This is a genomic window from Micromonospora mirobrigensis (genome assembly GCF_900091555.1).
GTDB lineage: Bacteria > Actinomycetota > Actinomycetes > Mycobacteriales > Micromonosporaceae > Micromonospora > Micromonospora mirobrigensis.
Map to the genome: position 1 here is coordinate 325,153 of NZ_FMCX01000003.1, position 14,961 is coordinate 340,113.

Here is a 14,961-nt window from a genome sequence, read left to right on the forward strand (position 1 = left end):
GAGCGGCTGAGGCGTGGACGCCGAGGGGCCGACCGGACGGCAGCTGGCCGCGATCGTCGAGGTGCTGGGCCTGACCGCCGACGCCGGCCGGCTCGCCGCTCTGCTGGCCGACGCCGGCTGGCGCCCGGACCCGGCGATGCCTGTCGATCGGCAGCTCGAGCTGCGCCGTGACGGCGTCGAGCTGAGCTTCGCCTACCTGGCCCGGGACGCCGCCGGGCGGCTGGTGGTCGGCGGCGGGCCGTGGGCGGGCACACCGTTGCCCGCCGGGATGCTCACCGCTCCGGCCGGCCGGATCGGCCAGCTCACCGCCCCGGTGATCACCCCGGCCGCGCAGATCGAGTTCAAGGAGATGTACCCGGTCTGGATGCCCGATCGGCCGCGCCGGCCGAAGGACGCCACCGACCTGGTCCGGCTGCGCGCCGCCGTGGCCGGCGACGGCTGAGCCGAACCCGGTCGGCGGGGCACCGGAGCGAGGCACAATCGACGTCATGTTCGGCCCCCTCACCCGCGCCCTGCTTGCCGTCGCCCTGTTGACCGTCGGGCTGGCCGGCTGCTCCGGCGACCCGGCCCCGAGCGCGCGCCCCGCCGCGCCCACCCCACCGGCCAGCACGCCACCGGCCGACACGAAGGCCACGGTGCCGGCGCCGCGGGTGCCCGAGGGGCACGCCCCCACCCGGGCCTTCGCCGTCGGCGTACGCCAGCTGAAGCTGAACCGCGGCGGCGACCGGCCGCTGCCGGTGACGCTCTGGTACCCGGCCCCGGGTGCGGCCGGCGGGTCGGCGCAGCGGTCGGTTCCGGCGGCGGCCGGCCGGTTCCCGGTGGTGATGTTCAGCCACGGGCTGGGCGGCGAGCCGGGCGACTACGCGACGCTGCTGACCCGCTGGGCGGCGGCCGGCTTCGTGGTGGCCGCGCCGGCCTTCCCACACACCCGCAAGGGCGCCGACGGCAGCATCCTCGACGTGCTGAACCAGCCGGCCGACGTGTCGTACGCGCTGACAAAGGTGCTCGCCCTCGACGGCGCCGCCGGCGACCCGCTGCGCGGCCGGCTGGCCACCGACCGGGTGGCCGCGGCCGGGCACTCGGCCGGCGGGGTGACCACCATCGGGTTGTTCACCGCCGGCCGCGACGAGCGGCTGGACGCCGGGGTGGTCTTCGCCGGGACCGGGCTCGGCGTCGGCACGGCCTTCGCCGGGGCGGCCGCCCCGCAGCTGTTCGTGCACGGCCGGGCCGACGAGGTGGTCGCCTACTCCGCCGGCAAGGCCGTCTACGACGCGGTGCCCTGGCCGAAGGCGATGCTCAGCCTGACCAAGGGTGACCACGGCCGGGCGCTGCTCACCGACGGCGCGGCGCTGCGGGTGGTCGCCGACACCACCGTCGAGTTCCTCCGCTGGACCCTCTACGGGGACGCGGCGGCGCGGGACCGGATGCCCGCCGAGGCCCGCCGCGGCAACCTGGCGACCCTCGACGACCAGCTCTGACTCAGGCGGTGTGGTCGATGACCACCTTGCCGAAGACGTCGCCGGAGTGCAGCCGGGCGAATGCCTCCTCGACCCGGCTGAACGGCACCACGCCGTCCACCACCGGGCGCACCTCGTGCTCGGCGCAGAACGCCAGCAGCTCGGTCAACTCCCCCGGCGTGCCCATCGAGGTGCCGAGGATCTCCAGTTGCATGGCGAAGACCCGACGCAGGTTGACCTTGGGCTCGTGGCCCGCGGTCGCCCCGGAGACGACGATCCGGGCCCCCGGGGCCGCCGACTTCAGCGAGTGGTCGAAGGTCGCCGCGCCGACGGTCTCGATCACCAGGTCGACCCGCTCGGGCAGCCGTGCCCCCGGCTCCAGGGCGGTCGCGCCCAGCTCGGTGATCCGGTCCCGCTTGGCGGCGTCGCGGCTGGTCGCGTACACCCGCTTGCCCAGCGCCAGGCCGAGCGCGACGGCCGCGGTGGCGACCCCGCCGCCCGCGCCCTGCACCAGCACCGACTCGGCCTCGTCGGCGCGGCCCTTGGTGGTGAGCATCCGCCACGCGGTCAGCCAGGCCGTGGGCAGGCACGCCGCGTCGGTGACCGACAGGCCCGCCGGCAGCGGCAGCAGGTTCATCCGGGGTACGGCCACCCGCTCGGCGAAGGTGCCGGGGAAGTGCTCGGAGAGGATCGACATCCCGCGCGGGTCGCCCGGGGTGGGGACCACCGGGTAGATCACCACCTGGTTGCCCTCCGGGTCCTGCCCCACCGCGTCGCAGCCGAGGATCATCGGCAGCTGGTCGCCGCTGAGCCCGACGCCGCGCAGCGACCACAGGTCGTGGTGGTTGAGCGAGCTGGCCCGCACCTGCACGGTGACCCAGTCGTCCTGCGGGTGGGTCGGCTCGGGCCGCTCGCCGACGGTGAGCGCGGCGAGCGGGTTGTCGGCGTCGAAGGCCGAGGCATAGGCGGCACGCATGATCCGCACGGTAACAAGCTGAGCGCCCGTTAAGAAGGGGCCCTTCCCATGCGAAATGCGATAAGAAGGGCCCCTTCCTTACTCCTCAGGCGCGGGCGACCCCGTCGCGGCGGGCGGCCTCGGCGACCGCCTCGGCCACGGCGGGCGCGACCCGCGGGTCCAGCGGCGACGGCACGATCGCGTGGGCGCTCAGCGCCCCGTCGACCACCCCGGCGATCGCGTCGGCGGCGGCCACCTTCATCCCGTCGGTGATCCGGGTGGCCCGGGCGTCGAGCGCGCCGCGGAACACACCGGGGAAGGCGAGCACGTTGTTGATCTGGTTGGGGTAGTCGCTGCGCCCGGTGGCGACCACCGCGACGTGCCGGGCCGCCACCTCGGGGTGCACCTCCGGGGTGGGGTTGGCCAGGGCGAAGACAATGCCACCGGGGGCCATCCCGGCGACCGCCTCCTCGGGGATCCGGCCGCCGGAGACGCCGACCAGCACGTCCGCTCCGCGCAGCGCCTCGGTGACGTCGCCCTGACGGCCCTCGGCGTTGGTGAGCTCGGCCAGCTCGGCCTTGGTGCCGGTGAGCTCCCGGTGCCGGCCGATGATCCCCTTGGAGTCGCAGACCACCACCTGGCCCGGGTTGACTCCCCCGGCGATCAGCATCTTCGTCACCGCAACGCCGGCCGCGCCGGCGCCGCTGACCGCCACCCGCAGGTCGCCGAGCTTGCGGTCGAGCAGGGTGGCGGCGTTGCGCAACGCGGCCAGCACCACGATCGCGGTGCCGTGCTGGTCGTCGTGGAAGACCGGGATCGGCAGCTCGTCGTCGAGCCGGCGTTCCACCTCGAAGCAGCGGGGGGCGCTGATGTCCTCCAGGTTGATCCCGCCGAACGACGGGGCGAGCGCCTTCACCGTGGCGACGATCTCGTCGACGTCCTGGGTGTCCAGGCAGATCGGCACGGCGTCCACGCCGCCGAACTGCTTGAACAGCACCGCCTTGCCCTCCATCACCGGCAGCGCGGCGCGCGGGCCGATGTTGCCCAGTCCGAGTACCGCCGAGCCGTCGGTCACCACGGCGACGGTGTGCGACACCCAGGTGTAGTCATCGACGAGGGCGGGGTCGGCGGCGATCGCCTCGCAGACCCGGGCCACCCCGGGGGTGTACGCGAGGGAGAGGTCCTCCCGGCTGGTCAGCGGGACGGTCGAGGCGACGGCGAGCTTGCCGCCGACGTGCAACCGGAAGACGGGATCGGCGGGGTCCGGGACGGACGAAGACATGGTGACTCCAGGATCTGTCGAGCAGACGGACCGGCCCGGCCCGGCGCGAGGTTCAGCGGCGGGCGGGAGCAGGCGGTGCGGGGGTCACCCGGGCACTTTCCGAGCATAGTGACGCGCACGGGGCCCCGATGTGATCGGGGTCATAAAGTCAGCGGAGCGTCAGCCCCGCGTCGCCCGCACCAGCCCCGGCCGGGGCCACCACCGGGCCACCACCCGGCCGTGCACGTCGGCCGGCCCGTACGCCCGGGAGTCGTCGGTGACCAGCTGGTTGTCGCCGCGCAGCCACCAGCCGTCGCCGTCACGCCGCTCGGCGCGCTTGACCACCAGGAGGTCGGGGCGGCTGCGGAAGACGGCGACCACCACGTCCCCGGGTCGTACCCGCCGGTCGCCGGGGCGGACCAGGACGGCGTCGCCGTGGCGCAGCGTGGGGGCCATGGACGGCCCGGTGACCAGCACGGGCACCAGGAAACCGCGGAGCCGGGGCGGCGCGGGTCCTTCGTCGGGGCGCATCCGGGTTTCACCTCCACGCCGCCGGGCAGCACGTCCAGGAGTAATGTCAGCTTGGATCATCGCAAACGTCCCATGGAGGATCCTGATGCGCCTTCCTCGCATCCTTACGCCCCGCGTGACCGCCAGCGCCCACTGCGACCTGCCGTGCGGCGTCTACGACCCGGCCCAGGCCCGGATCGAGGCCGAGTCGGTCAAAATGATCTGCGAGAAGTACCAGTCGAACACCGACCCGGAGTTCCGCACCCGCGCGATCCTGATCAAGGAGCAGCGGGCCGAGCTGGTCAAGCACCACCTCTGGGTGCTCTGGACCGACTACTTCAAGCCGGCCCACTTCGAGAAGTACCCGCACCTGCACCAGCTCTTCAACGAGGCAACCAAGGCGGCCGGCGCGGCCGGCGCCAAGGGTGCGACCGACCCGGCGAAGGCCGACGAGCTGCTGCAGAAGATCGACGAGATCTCGAAGATCTTCTGGGAGACCAAGAAGGCGTGAGCCTTCCCTCCCCGGCGTTCACGATCCGGCCGGCACGTCCCGAGGACGTGCCGGCCGTCGTCGCGATGGTGCACGAGCTGGCCGATTACGAACGCGCCCCGGAGCAGTGCCACCTGACCGGGGAGCAGTTGCGGGCCGCCCTGTTCGGCCCGTCGCCGGCGCTCTTCGGCCACGTGGCCGCGGACTCGAGTGGCGAGCCGGTCGGCTTCGCGCTCTGGTTCCTCAACTTCTCCACCTGGGCCGGTGGGCACGGCATCTACCTGGAGGACCTGTACGTCCGCCCCGCGCTGCGGGGCAGCGGGGCCGGCCGGGCACTGATGGCCGCCCTGGCCGCGGTCTGTGTCGAGCGCGGCTACCAGCGGCTGGACTGGTCGATGCTCGACTGGAATCCGGCCGCCCGCTTCTACGCCGCGATCGGCGCCACGCAGCTCCAGGAGTGGGTGTCGTACCGGCTCGCCGGCCCGGCGCTGGACGCGCTGGCGGCCGAGCTGACCGGGCCGCCGGCCGCGGGGGCGACGCTCACCGCCCGCCCGGAGCCGGGTACGGGTAGAGTCCCCGACCGGGGGGATGCGGCGTGACTCAACTGACCGGACGGCCGACCATCGACGACGACGTGGTCCACCTGACCGTGCCCGCCGACGGCGGCTACCTCGGCGTGCTGCGCACGGCCACGGCCGGCCTCGCGGCCCGGCTCCAGTTCGCCCTCGACGAGATCGAGGATCTCCGGATCGCGGTCGACGAGGCCTGCGCGATGCTGCTCGCCATCGCCACCCGGGACGCCGAGCTGGACTGCCGGTTCGCCGTCACCGACGACGCGTTGGGCGTGGAGGTCACCGTGCCGACCGTGCGCGGCGCGACGCTGCCGTCGGAGTCCTCGTTCGCCTGGAAGGTGCTGACCGCGTTGACCACCGACGCGTCGGCGACGGCGTCGGACGGCCGGGCGACCATCTCGCTGCTCACCCGGCGCTCCTCCGGCTGGTGAGCCACCGGCCGCGCCGACCGGGCGCGGCCGTCAGCCCAGGCCCAGCGCCCGGGTCGTCGGCGGGCTGACCAGCAGCGCGCTCACCCCGACCCCGAGCGCCATCAGCGGCACGCCCAGCCAGCCGAGGCCGCCCTGGATCATGTACCAGCCGATCGGCAGCAGCATCAACTGGAGCACGATGGCCGGCGCCCGGGCCCCGGCCTTACGGGCGGCGAGTGCCCCACCGAGCGCCCAGAGCCCGACCGCCGCGGCGACGGCGAACCCGGTGACCAGCAGCGCCGAGGTCAGGTCGACGGTGTCGGCGGTGAGGTCCGCCCAGATCAGCCAGGCGGCGACCAGGCCGAGGGCGACCGCCTCGGCCCGCAGCAGCCGGACGGCCCAACTCAGCGTGGCGGGATTCGGGTCGGGGGCGATGGTCACGCGCGACACGATACCGGTGCGCCGGCGCGGTACAGTGCCGCCCATGCGGGCTGTCCTGGTGGTCAATCCGAAGGCCACCACCACCAGTGAGCGCAGCCGGGACGTGCTGGTCCGGGCGCTGCGTAGTGAGGTCGACCTCTCCGTCCGGTACACCCGGCGGCGTGGTCACGCCACCACCCTGGCCCGCGAGGCGGCCGAGGAGGGCGTCGACGTGGTGGTCACCCTCGGTGGTGACGGCACGGTCAACGAGGTGGTGAACGGCCTGATGGCCGGCCTGCCCGGCACCCCGGAGGCCGACGGTACGCCCGCGCAGCGGCTGCCCGCCCTGGCGACCGTGCCGGGCGGCTCCACGAACGTCTTCGCGCGCGCCCTGGGGCTGCCCCGGGAGTGGCCGGAGGGCACCTCGATGATCCTGGAGGGGCTGCGCCTGGGCCGGTCCCGGACCATCGGGCTGGGCCGGGCGGACGACCGGTACTTCACCTTCTGCGCCGGCTTCGGGGTGGACGCCGCGGTGATCCACCGGGTGGAGCAGGCGCGGCGGCGGGGGCGAATCTCCACCCCGGCGCTCTACATGCGCTCGACGTTCGCGCAGTACTTCTTCTCCTCCGACCGGCGGCATCCGGCGATCAGCCTGGAGCGGCCGGGCGAGCAGGCCGAGGAGGATCTGGCCACGGCGATCATCCAGAACACCGCCCCGTGGACGTACCTGGGCGACCGGGAGATCAACCCGAATCCGGCGGCCTCGTTCGATCTGGGCCTGGACGTGCTCGCGTTGCGTCGACTCCGGGTGGCCAGTACGGCACGGACGGTGAGCCAGACGCTGTCCCGTCAGCCCGATCCGCGCGGGCGCCAGGTGCTGCGGCTGCACGACGTGCCGGAGTTCACGCTGGTCTCGGCCCGTCCGCAGGCTTTTCAGCTGGACGGGGACTATCTTGGCGAGCGACAGAAAGTTAGATTCACATCCGTACCGGACGCACTGAGAGTAATCTGCTAGGTCTCGGGTACAGCCCTTGGTCGAGCGGTGATGTGCCGCACGGATGCGGCAGCCCGCCACACCAGGAGGGTTGGTGCCGGAAATGTCAGCAATGTCACGCGGACTGTACTATATTGATCCTCGACTGTGGTACGGCGGGTAACCAGAGGTACCGGAAACCCGGACAAAAGGGTCGTGAGCTTGCTCACCGTGCGGAGTTTTTCCGAGCGTCACCCTTGACATCGCGAGCGTTCGTGAAAGTATTCACAAGCGCACTTGTGTTACCGGGACATTGCCTGGATATGCTCGTCAGGTTGAGCTGTTCCAGCAGGTCCACGGGGCCCACAGCCTGCTCACGCATTGCCGAATAGGTCGACGCGAACCGTCACTGCCGGCATTGCGGACGCATATAGAAAAAGCAACGAGCGACATCTGTCACCCATCCAGAATGAGGAGTGTTGCCGCCATGGACTGGCGCCACGATGCCGTCTGCCGCGACGAGGACCCGGAGCTGTTCTTCCCGATCGGGACGTCCGGGCCGGCTCTGCTGCAGGTGGAGCAGGCCAAGGCCGTCTGCCGGCGTTGCCCGGTGACGGACAGTTGCCTTCAGTGGGCGCTGGAGTCCGGTCAGGACGCCGGCGTCTGGGGCGGGATGAGTGAAGAGGAGCGCCGCGCGGTCAAGCGTCGCGGTGGGCTCCGGGTGCTGCGCGCCCACTCCGCCTGAACCGACCGCACCACAGCTGTACGCCCCGGCAGGGTCAACCTCCGGGGCGTTTTGCTGTCCCCGCTCAGCCGGCCGACGTGACGCGCCGCAGCACCAGCTCGGCGAGGTCCGGGACGTCGGTCAACGGGGCGGCCACGGCCACCGCGCCGGCCTCCCGGGCGGCGGCCACCACCGCGTCGTGGAAGAGCCCCGGGGCGAGGAAGTAGGCGGCCACGGCCACCCGACGCGCGCCCCGGGCGCGTAGCCGGGTCACCGCCGGCCCGGCGGCCGGTGGGGCGGCCGAGGCGTACGACACCCGGACCGGAACGTGCAGCGCCCCGCCCAGCGCGGCGGCCACTCGACCCACGGAACCCCGGGCCCGCGGGTCACGGGTGCCCGCCGCGGCCAGCACCAGGGCGTCGTACCCGCCGGGGGTCGCCTCGGCCAGCCGGCGGCGCAACGCCCCCAGCAGGGCATCGTCGACCGCACCGGCCACCGGGCCGAGCACGTCGGTGACGCGTACCGTCAGGTCCGGCGCGGTCTCCCGGGCCGCCGCCACCGCGGCCGGCACGTCCACCCGCCGGTGGTACGCGGCGGTGAGCAGCAGCGGCACCAGCACGACGTCCCGGTGCCCGGCGGCGGCCAGCTCCCGCAGCACGTCCGTCGGCCCCGGCTCGGTGTGGTCCAGCCAGCTCGGCAGCACCACACCGCCGGGCCGGGCCGCCTCGACGGCGCGGGCCAGGGCCCGGGTCGCCTCCGCCGCCCGGGGATCCCGGCTGCCGTGCGCCACCAGCACCACCGGCGGCACCAGGCCGGTCAGAGGTGCAGGCCGCACTCGGTCTTCTCGAACATCGCCCAGCGGCCGGCCCGGGCGTCCTCCCCCGCCTTCGTACGGCGGGTGCAGGGCCAGCAGCCGATCGAGCCGTAGCCGCGGCCGAACAGCTCGTTGACCGGGATGTCGTACCGGGAGACGTAGGCGTCGACGTCGGACTGGCGCCAGGCGGCGATCGGGTTCACCTTGACCTTGCCGCGCCGGGCGTCGAACGTCACCACCGGCGTGTTCGCCCGGGTCGGCGACTCGTCCCGGCGCAGGCCCGCCGCCCAGGCGTCGTACCCGCCGAGGGCCCGCTCCAGCGGCTCGACCTTGCGCAGCTGGCAGCAGTCGTCGGGGGACCGCTCGAACAGCCGTGGGCCGTGCTCGCCGTCCTGCTGGCCGACGGTGCGGCGGGGCCGGATCGAGCGGACGTTCACCGGCAGCCGCCGGGCCACCTCGTCGCGCACCCGCAGCGTCTCCGGGAAGTGCAGGCCGGTGTCGAGGAAGACCACGTCGACGCCGGGGGCGACCCGGGAGACCAGGTGGGCCAGGACACCGTCGGCCATCGAGCTGGTCACGCAGAACCGGTCGCCGAAGGTCTCCGCCGCCCAGCGGGCGATCTCCAGGGCGGGAGCGCCCTCCAGCTCCCGGCCGGCCCGTTCGGCCAGCGCCCGCAGCTCCTCCGGGTCCCGGCGGGCCGGGTCGTCGGTGCGCGGGCCGCCGATGCCGACCAGGCCCAGGCCCGCGGCGGAGGTGAGGCTCATCGGGTCACCGCCCGGGAGAGCAGGCCGGCGAACCTGACGGTGAAGACCCGCGCGCAGGCGTGGCACTCCCAGGCGCCGTGCCCGGCCTCGTTCGGCCGCAGGTCCTCCTCGCCGCAGTAGGGGCAGTACAGCGGTGCGGAACGGGTTTCACTCATCGGAGTTCCTCCTCGTCGACCCGGATCACCCAGTTGGCGAACGCCTCGCCCTCGCTCCGGCCGGCCAGGTAGCGGCGGGCCAGTCGTTCCACGTACTCGGGAAGCTCGTCGGCGGTGGTCTTCAGGCCGCGCAGCTTGCGGCCGAACCCGGCGGTCTGCCCCTGTGCCATGCCGAGGCCGCCACCGAGGTGCACCTGGAAGCCCTCCACCTGACGGCCGTCCGGGCCCACCACCAGCTGGCCCTTCAACCCGATGTCGGCGACCTGGGTGCGGGCGCAGGCGTTCGGGCAGCCGTTGAGGTGGATGGAGATGTCGGCGTCGAAGTCGCGCAGCCGCTCCTCCAGCCGGGCCACCAGCTCCTCGCCGCGGGCCTTGGTCTCGACGATGGCCAGCTTGCAGAACTCGATGCCGGTGCAGGCCATGGTGCCGCGCCGCCAGGCCGACGGCCGGGCCTCCAGGCCGATCCCGCGCAGCGTCTCGACCAGGGACTCCGTCCGCTCCGGCGGCACGTCGAGCACCAGCAGCTTCTGGTACGGGGTGAGCCGCACCCGGTCGCTGCCGTGCGCCTCGACCGCGTCGGCGAGCTTCGCCAGCTGCCCGCCGGAGACCCGCCCGACCACCGGCGCGGCGCCGACGTAGTTGCGGCCGTCACGCTGCGGGTGCACGCCGATGTGGTCGATCGGCTTGGCCGGCAGCTCGGGCGCCGGCCCGTCCAGCAGGGTGCGGCCCAGGTACTCCTTCTCCAGCACCTCGCGGAACTTCTCGATCCCCCAGTCGGAGACCAGGTACTTCAGCCGGGCCCGGTTGCGCAGCCGGCGGTAGCCGTAGTCGCGGAAGATGCCGACCACCCCGGCCCAGACGTCGGGCACCTCGGCCAGCGGAACCCAGACGCCGAGCCGCTTGGCCAGCATCGGGTTGGTGGAGAGGCCGCCACCGACCCAGAGGTCGAAGCCGGGGCCGTGCTCGGGGTGGTCCACCCCGAGGAAGGCGATGTCGTTCGCCTCGTACGGGGTGTCGACCAGCCAGGAGATGGTGGTCTTGAACTTACGGGGCAGGTTCGAGTACGCCTTGTCGCCGACGTACCGGCGGACGATCTCGTCGATCGCCGGGGTGGGGTCCACCAGCTCGTCCGGGGCCACCCCGGCGACCGGGCTGCCCAGCACGATGCGCGGGCAGTCGCCGCACGCCTCCGTGGTCTGGAGCCCCACCGACTCCAGCCGGCGCCAGATCTCCGGCATGTCCTCGACCCGGATCCAGTGGTACTGGATGTTCTGCCGGTCGGTGATGTCGGCGGTGTCCCGGGCGAACTCACGGGAGATGTCGGCGATCACCCGGAGCTGGGCCAGGGACAGCTGACCGCCGTCGACCCGGACCCGGAGCATGAAGAACTCGTCCTCCAGCTCGTGCGGCTCCAGTACCGCGGTGCGACCACCGTCGATGCCGGCCTTGCGCTGGGTGTAGAGGCCCCACCAGCGGAACCGGCCGCGCAGGTCCTGCGGGTCGATGGAGGCGAAGCCGCCGTGCGCGTAGATGTTCTCGATCCGGGCCCGGACGTTCAGCGGGTCGTCGTCCTTCTTGATCCGCTCGTTGGCGTTGAGCGGCTCCCGGTGCCCCAACGCCCACTGTCCCTCCCCGCGCTGGCGGCGGGGCGCCCGTGCGGCGGGGGCCGTCGGGTCCTGAGCGCGGGCCGGGGTGCTGCTGACCGCCATCGCGGCGTCCTCCGTTGTCTGCTGATGCCTCGGTGGGAGCGCGGGCGCGACGGCCGACCCCAGAGCCGGGGGCCGAGGACAACGGTGTCGGAACGGCCGGCGCGGAAGCGCGCCCGAGACAGATTGGTCGGGCGTCGTCAGTAGGCCGGACAGATCGCGCTGCGCACGCGGCCGTAATCGACGTGGCGACGAGCCACGAAGCGGCGGACGACAGCGGCGGTCATGACGGTCATGCTGCCACACCGCAGCTGACCCGGCCAACGAACAAGTTCCCCATCCCACATCACGGGCCCACCCCCACCTACGCCCCCTCCCCCGCCCCGGTTTTGTTGATCATGAAGTTAGCGTCGCGGATCGCCCCTTTTGTCGACGCTAACTTCATGATCAACGGCCCGGCGGAGGGGCCGGCCGGGGTGGGGGGTGGGGGGTGGGGGTGGGGGTGGGGGGTGGGGTGGGGCTTTCGGCCTTGGGTGGGGGCGGGGGGTGCGAGGCTCGGTGGGTGGCCGAGATGTCCGAGGGAGCAGGCCGGCGCAGGGCCGGGAGTCCGCTCGGAACCGGCGGGTGGGCCGGCGCGCGGCGCAGCGGGCGACGGGACGGACCGGGCGGCGTACGGGCCGGAGTGCCAGGTGTTCCGGTATGGGTCTGGCCGACGGGGCTGACGCTGCTGGTGACCCTGATCGGTATCGGTCGGGCCCAGCCGTGGCGGGACGAGCTGGCCACCTGGAGCGCGGCCACCCGGCCGACCGGCGACCTGGCCCGGATGGCGGGGAACGTCGACGCGGTCACCGCCCCGTACTACCTGCTCATGCACGGCTGGATCGCGCTGGCCGGGGACTCGCCGGCCGCGCTGCGGCTGCCGTCGGCACTGGCCATGACCGGAGCCGCCGCGCTGACCACCGGGCTCGGGGAGCGGCTCTTCGGCGCCCGGGCCGGGCTGCTCGCCGGGCTGCTGTTCGCGGTCCTCCCCGGCACCTCGCGGTACGGCCAGGAGGCCCGCCCGTACGCGCTGGCCACCCTCCTCGCCGTGCTCGCCACGCTGCTGCTGGTCGACGCGCTGCGCCGGCCGGCCCAGGCGAGGGCCCGCTGGGCGGCGTACGCCGGCACGGTCGCCGCGTTGGGGCTGACCCACCTCCTCGCGCTCACCCTGCTCGCCGGCCACGGCATCGCGGTGCTCGCCGCCCGGGAGCAGCCGACCACAGCAGCCCGAGAGAGCCGGGCCACCACGGCCCGGCGACGGCGGGCGGGACCGGGGCCGGTGACGTGCTGGCTGCTCGCCCTGCTGCCCGCGGCGGCCCTGGTCGCCCCGCTGGTGGTGCTGGCCCGCGCCCAGCACTCGCGGCAGCTGGACTGGGTCGACCCGGCCCGGCTCGCCGACCTGGCCGCGCTGCCCGGCGCGCTGGCCCAGAGCGGTGTGGTCGGCGGGCTGCTGGTCGGGTCGGCCGCGCTCGGCGCCGCCCGGGCCGGCCGGCGGGCGGTGCTGCCGGGGGCCTGCCTGCTGGCGCCGGCGCTGCTGCTCTTCGCCGCGGGGCGGTACGTGCCGCTCTGGGTGCCCCGCTACCTCGCCCTCACCGTGCCGTTCGGTTGCCTGCTGGCGGGGGTGGCGCTGGCCGGCGTACGACTGCGGGCCGGGGTGGCGGTGGTGGCCCTGGCCGGCCTGCTCGGCCTGCCCGACCAGGCCGGGATCCGGCGCACCCACGACTGGCCGCGTACCGCCGAGGTCGACTACCGGGGGGCCGCCCGGATCATCGGAAACGGTCAGCGGGCCGGCGACGCGGTGGTCTGGTCACCCCGGGACGGGCCGCTGCTGCTGGACGTCGGCACGGCGTACCACCTGGGGTCGCGGCGGCCCCGCGACGTGCTGGTGGTACGCGACCAGCGGCGGCGCGCCGACCTCTGGGCCGACGAGTGTGGCCGACCGACCGGGTGCCTGGCCGGCGTGCCCCGGGTGTGGCTGGTGGTCGCCGGGCGGCACGACGACCCGCCGGCCGCCGTGCCGGGCGCGAAGGGCGCGGCGCTGCGCGACCCTTACACCGTGCGCCAGGTCTGGCACCGGCCCGGTCTGACGGTCGCCCTGCTCAGCCGCTGAAACCGGCCCGGCCCCGGGGCGGTCAGCCGGCGAGCCGGTCGGCGGTGCCGCGGGAGAGCGGGACGACCAGCATCGCCTCGGTGCCGCCCTCGGCCCCGTTGCGCAGCTCGATGGTGCCGCGCAGCTCGCCGGTGACCAGCGCCCGGACGATCTGCAGGCCCAGCCGGCCGCCCCGCTCGGCGTCGAACTCGGCGGGCAGGCCGCGGCCGTTGTCGGCCACCGACACGTGCAGCTGCTTGCGGAACCGGTGCGCGGTCACCACCACCTCGGGCCGCCCGTCCGGCTCGGCCGGGGCCGGGCCGTCCTCGCCGGGGGCCGGGAAGCCGTGCTCGACCGCGTTGAGCAGCAGCTCGTTGAGGACCATCACCAGCGAGGTGGCGATCTCGGCGGGCAGCACGCCGAAGCTCCCCTTCCGGCGCATGCCGACGGAGACCTCGGTGGCCGCCACCTCGGTCGCCGCGCTGGCCACCCGGTCGACGATGCCGTCGAACTCGACCGCCTCGTCGCTGGACATGGAGAGGGTCTCGTGCACCAGCGCGATCGAGGCGACCCGGCGGACCGACTCCTCCAGCGCGACCCGGGCCTCCGGCATGGAGACCCGGCGGGCCTGGAGGCGGAGCAGCGCCGCCACGGTCTGGAGGTTGTTCTTCACCCGGTGGTGGATCTCCCGGATGGTGGCGTCCTTGGTGATCAGGGCCCGGTCCCGGCGGCGTACCTCGGTGATGTCGCGGACCAGCACCAGCGCGCCGATCGGCACCCCGGCCGGCATCAGCGGCAGGGACCGGGTCAGCATGGTGGCGCCCCGGGCGTCGATCTCCCGCCGGGGCGGCGCCTCGCCGCGCAGCGCGGCGAGCACCCCGTTGGCCGCGTCGGTGCCCTCCAGCGGGTCGGCGGCCAGCCGCCGGTGCAGCTTGGCCAGGTCCTCCCCGACCAGATGGGAGGCGTATCCCAGCCGTCGGTACGCGGACTGCGCGTTCGGGCTGGCGTAGGTGACCTTGCCGCCCGCGTCCAGCCGGACCAGGCCGTCGCCGACCCGGGGCGCCGAGGTGGTCTCCCCCGGGTGCCGGGGCGGTGGGAAGGTGCCGTCGGCGATCATCTGGGCCAGGTCGTCGGCGGTGGTCAGGTAGTTCAGCTCCAGCTGGCTGGGCGTACGGGCGGTGGAGAGGTTGGTGTCCCGGCCGACCACCGCGATCACCTCACCGGCCTCCCCCTCGGCGGTCCGCAGCCGCACCGGGATCGCCTCGTGCCGAGCCGGCACGTCGCCGTACCAGACCGGGTCGCCCTCCCGCCAGATCCGGCCCTGCCGGTGGGCGACCTCCAGGTGCGCCACCTCCGGCCCGCCGACGATCCGGCCGACCTGGTCGTCCAGGTAGGCGGTCGGCGCGGTGGTGGGCCGCACCTGGGCGACGCAGAGGTAGGTGCCCTCGCCGTCGACCGGCACCCAGAGCAGCAGGTCGGCGAAGGAGAGGTCGGACAGCAGCTGCCAGTCCCCCGCGAGCCGGTGCAGGTGGTCGACGTCGGAGGGCCGGAGCTGGGTGTGCTCCTCGGCGAGGTCGCGCAGCGTGGACACGCCCACCAGCGTGCCACGGCGGGCCGGCCGGCGTGGTGGCGGCCGGCCCGGGTGGCCGGGGCGTGGATCACGGACCGGCCGGCGATCCCCT

17 protein-coding genes are annotated in these 14,961 nt (G+C 74.2%); 8 read left to right on the forward strand and 9 right to left on the reverse strand.

Annotation, left to right across the window (positions count from 1 at the left end; all coding sequences use genetic code 11):
• Positions 1-13 precede the first annotated feature (13 nt).
• Together GA0070564_RS12625 and GA0070564_RS12630 are read left to right on the forward strand one after the other, a co-directional pair.
• Positions 14-442 carry a hypothetical protein gene (locus GA0070564_RS12625; protein WP_091608104.1) on the forward strand — a complete coding sequence of 143 codons (429 nt, stop codon included), beginning with the start codon at positions 14-16 and terminating at the stop codon, positions 440-442.
• A 46-nt stretch (positions 443-488) separates the two neighbouring features.
• The gene (locus tag GA0070564_RS12630) at positions 489-1,478 is read left to right on the forward strand and encodes an alpha/beta hydrolase family protein (protein WP_091608107.1); all 990 of its coding nucleotides are present in this window, start codon (positions 489-491) and stop codon (positions 1,476-1,478) included.
• 1 nt (position 1,479) lies between these two features.
• Here GA0070564_RS12630 and GA0070564_RS12635 read toward each other — a convergent pair whose 3' ends face one another.
• The 3 genes from GA0070564_RS12635 to GA0070564_RS12645 form a co-directional block, all read right to left on the reverse strand.
• Positions 1,480-2,442 (reverse strand): zinc-binding dehydrogenase, encoded by a 963-nt coding sequence (locus GA0070564_RS12635; RefSeq protein ID WP_176730656.1) that lies wholly within the window; start codon positions 2,440-2,442, stop codon positions 1,480-1,482.
• Positions 2,443-2,518: 76 nt separating this feature from the next.
• Positions 2,519-3,694, reverse strand: coding sequence for an NAD(P)-dependent malic enzyme (locus tag GA0070564_RS12640; RefSeq protein WP_091608114.1), 1,176 nt, complete (start codon positions 3,692-3,694; stop codon positions 2,519-2,521).
• Positions 3,695-3,853: 159 nt separating this feature from the next.
• Positions 3,854-4,204, reverse strand: a complete 351-nt coding sequence (locus GA0070564_RS12645) for a S24 family peptidase (protein WP_091608118.1) — start codon at positions 4,202-4,204, stop codon at positions 3,854-3,856.
• 85 nt (positions 4,205-4,289) lie between these two features.
• Here GA0070564_RS12645 and sodN point away from each other — a divergent pair, with 85 nt between their 5' ends.
• The 3 genes from sodN (at position 4,290) to GA0070564_RS12660 (ending at position 5,676) form a co-directional block, all read left to right on the forward strand.
• A complete protein-coding gene (sodN, locus tag GA0070564_RS12650) occupies positions 4,290-4,694 on the forward strand; it encodes a superoxide dismutase, Ni (RefSeq protein ID WP_088973010.1) in 405 nt (134 codons plus the stop codon).
• Between the two features lie 65 nt (positions 4,695-4,759).
• The gene (locus GA0070564_RS12655) at positions 4,760-5,272 is read left to right on the forward strand and encodes a GNAT family N-acetyltransferase (protein WP_091609128.1); all 513 of its coding nucleotides are present in this window, start codon (positions 4,760-4,762) and stop codon (positions 5,270-5,272) included.
• Positions 5,269-5,676: an ATP-binding protein gene (locus tag GA0070564_RS12660; protein WP_091608123.1), complete on the forward strand. Its 408-nt coding sequence runs from the start codon at positions 5,269-5,271 to the stop codon at positions 5,674-5,676. The genes GA0070564_RS12655 and GA0070564_RS12660 overlap by 4 nt, the downstream gene beginning before the upstream one ends.
• 30 nt (positions 5,677-5,706) lie before the next feature.
• Here the strand turns inward: GA0070564_RS12660 and GA0070564_RS12665 are convergent, their stop codons facing one another.
• On the reverse strand, positions 5,707-6,141 hold the full coding sequence (locus GA0070564_RS12665) for a hypothetical protein (RefSeq protein ID WP_425412456.1): 435 nt from the start codon (positions 6,139-6,141) through the stop codon (positions 5,707-5,709).
• Here GA0070564_RS12665 and GA0070564_RS12670 point away from each other — a divergent pair.
• The gene (locus GA0070564_RS12670) at positions 6,140-7,090 is read left to right on the forward strand and encodes a diacylglycerol/lipid kinase family protein (RefSeq protein WP_091608129.1); all 951 of its coding nucleotides are present in this window, start codon (positions 6,140-6,142) and stop codon (positions 7,088-7,090) included. The two genes, GA0070564_RS12665 and GA0070564_RS12670, sit on opposite strands and share 2 nt — an antisense overlap.
• 445 nt (positions 7,091-7,535) lie before the next feature.
• A complete protein-coding gene (locus tag GA0070564_RS12675; RefSeq protein WP_088974007.1) occupies positions 7,536-7,793 on the forward strand; it encodes a WhiB family transcriptional regulator in 258 nt (85 codons plus the stop codon).
• 64 nt (positions 7,794-7,857) lie between these two features.
• Here the strand turns inward: GA0070564_RS12675 and GA0070564_RS12680 are convergent, their stop codons facing one another.
• From GA0070564_RS12680 to GA0070564_RS12690, 4 genes are read right to left on the reverse strand one after another with little or no spacing between them, the layout of a single operon-like run.
• Positions 7,858-8,607, reverse strand: a complete 750-nt coding sequence (locus GA0070564_RS12680; protein ID WP_091608133.1) for a sirohydrochlorin chelatase — start codon at positions 8,605-8,607, stop codon at positions 7,858-7,860.
• The gene (locus GA0070564_RS12685; RefSeq protein WP_091608137.1) at positions 8,589-9,350 is read right to left on the reverse strand and encodes a phosphoadenylyl-sulfate reductase; all 762 of its coding nucleotides are present in this window, start codon (positions 9,348-9,350) and stop codon (positions 8,589-8,591) included. The genes GA0070564_RS12680 and GA0070564_RS12685 overlap by 19 nt, the downstream gene beginning before the upstream one ends.
• Positions 9,347-9,505, reverse strand: coding sequence for a hypothetical protein (locus GA0070564_RS29295; protein ID WP_176730657.1), 159 nt, complete (start codon positions 9,503-9,505; stop codon positions 9,347-9,349). Before GA0070564_RS29295 ends, GA0070564_RS12685 begins: the two co-directional genes overlap by 4 nt.
• Positions 9,502-11,214 carry a nitrite/sulfite reductase gene (locus GA0070564_RS12690; protein ID WP_091608141.1) on the reverse strand — a complete coding sequence of 571 codons (1,713 nt, stop codon included), beginning with the start codon at positions 11,212-11,214 and terminating at the stop codon, positions 9,502-9,504. Before GA0070564_RS12690 ends, GA0070564_RS29295 begins: the two co-directional genes overlap by 4 nt.
• A gap of 508 nt (positions 11,215-11,722) precedes the next feature.
• On the opposite strand from GA0070564_RS12690, the gene GA0070564_RS12695 reads away from it, so the two are divergent.
• Positions 11,723-13,300, forward strand: coding sequence for a glycosyltransferase family 39 protein (locus GA0070564_RS12695; RefSeq protein ID WP_091608145.1), 1,578 nt, complete (start codon positions 11,723-11,725; stop codon positions 13,298-13,300).
• 22 nt (positions 13,301-13,322) lie between these two features.
• Here the strand turns inward: GA0070564_RS12695 and GA0070564_RS12700 are convergent, their stop codons facing one another.
• Complete coding sequence (locus tag GA0070564_RS12700; protein ID WP_091609131.1) at positions 13,323-14,870, reverse strand: PAS domain-containing sensor histidine kinase; 1,548 nt, start codon at positions 14,868-14,870, stop codon at positions 13,323-13,325.
• Positions 14,871-14,961 lie beyond the last annotated feature (91 nt).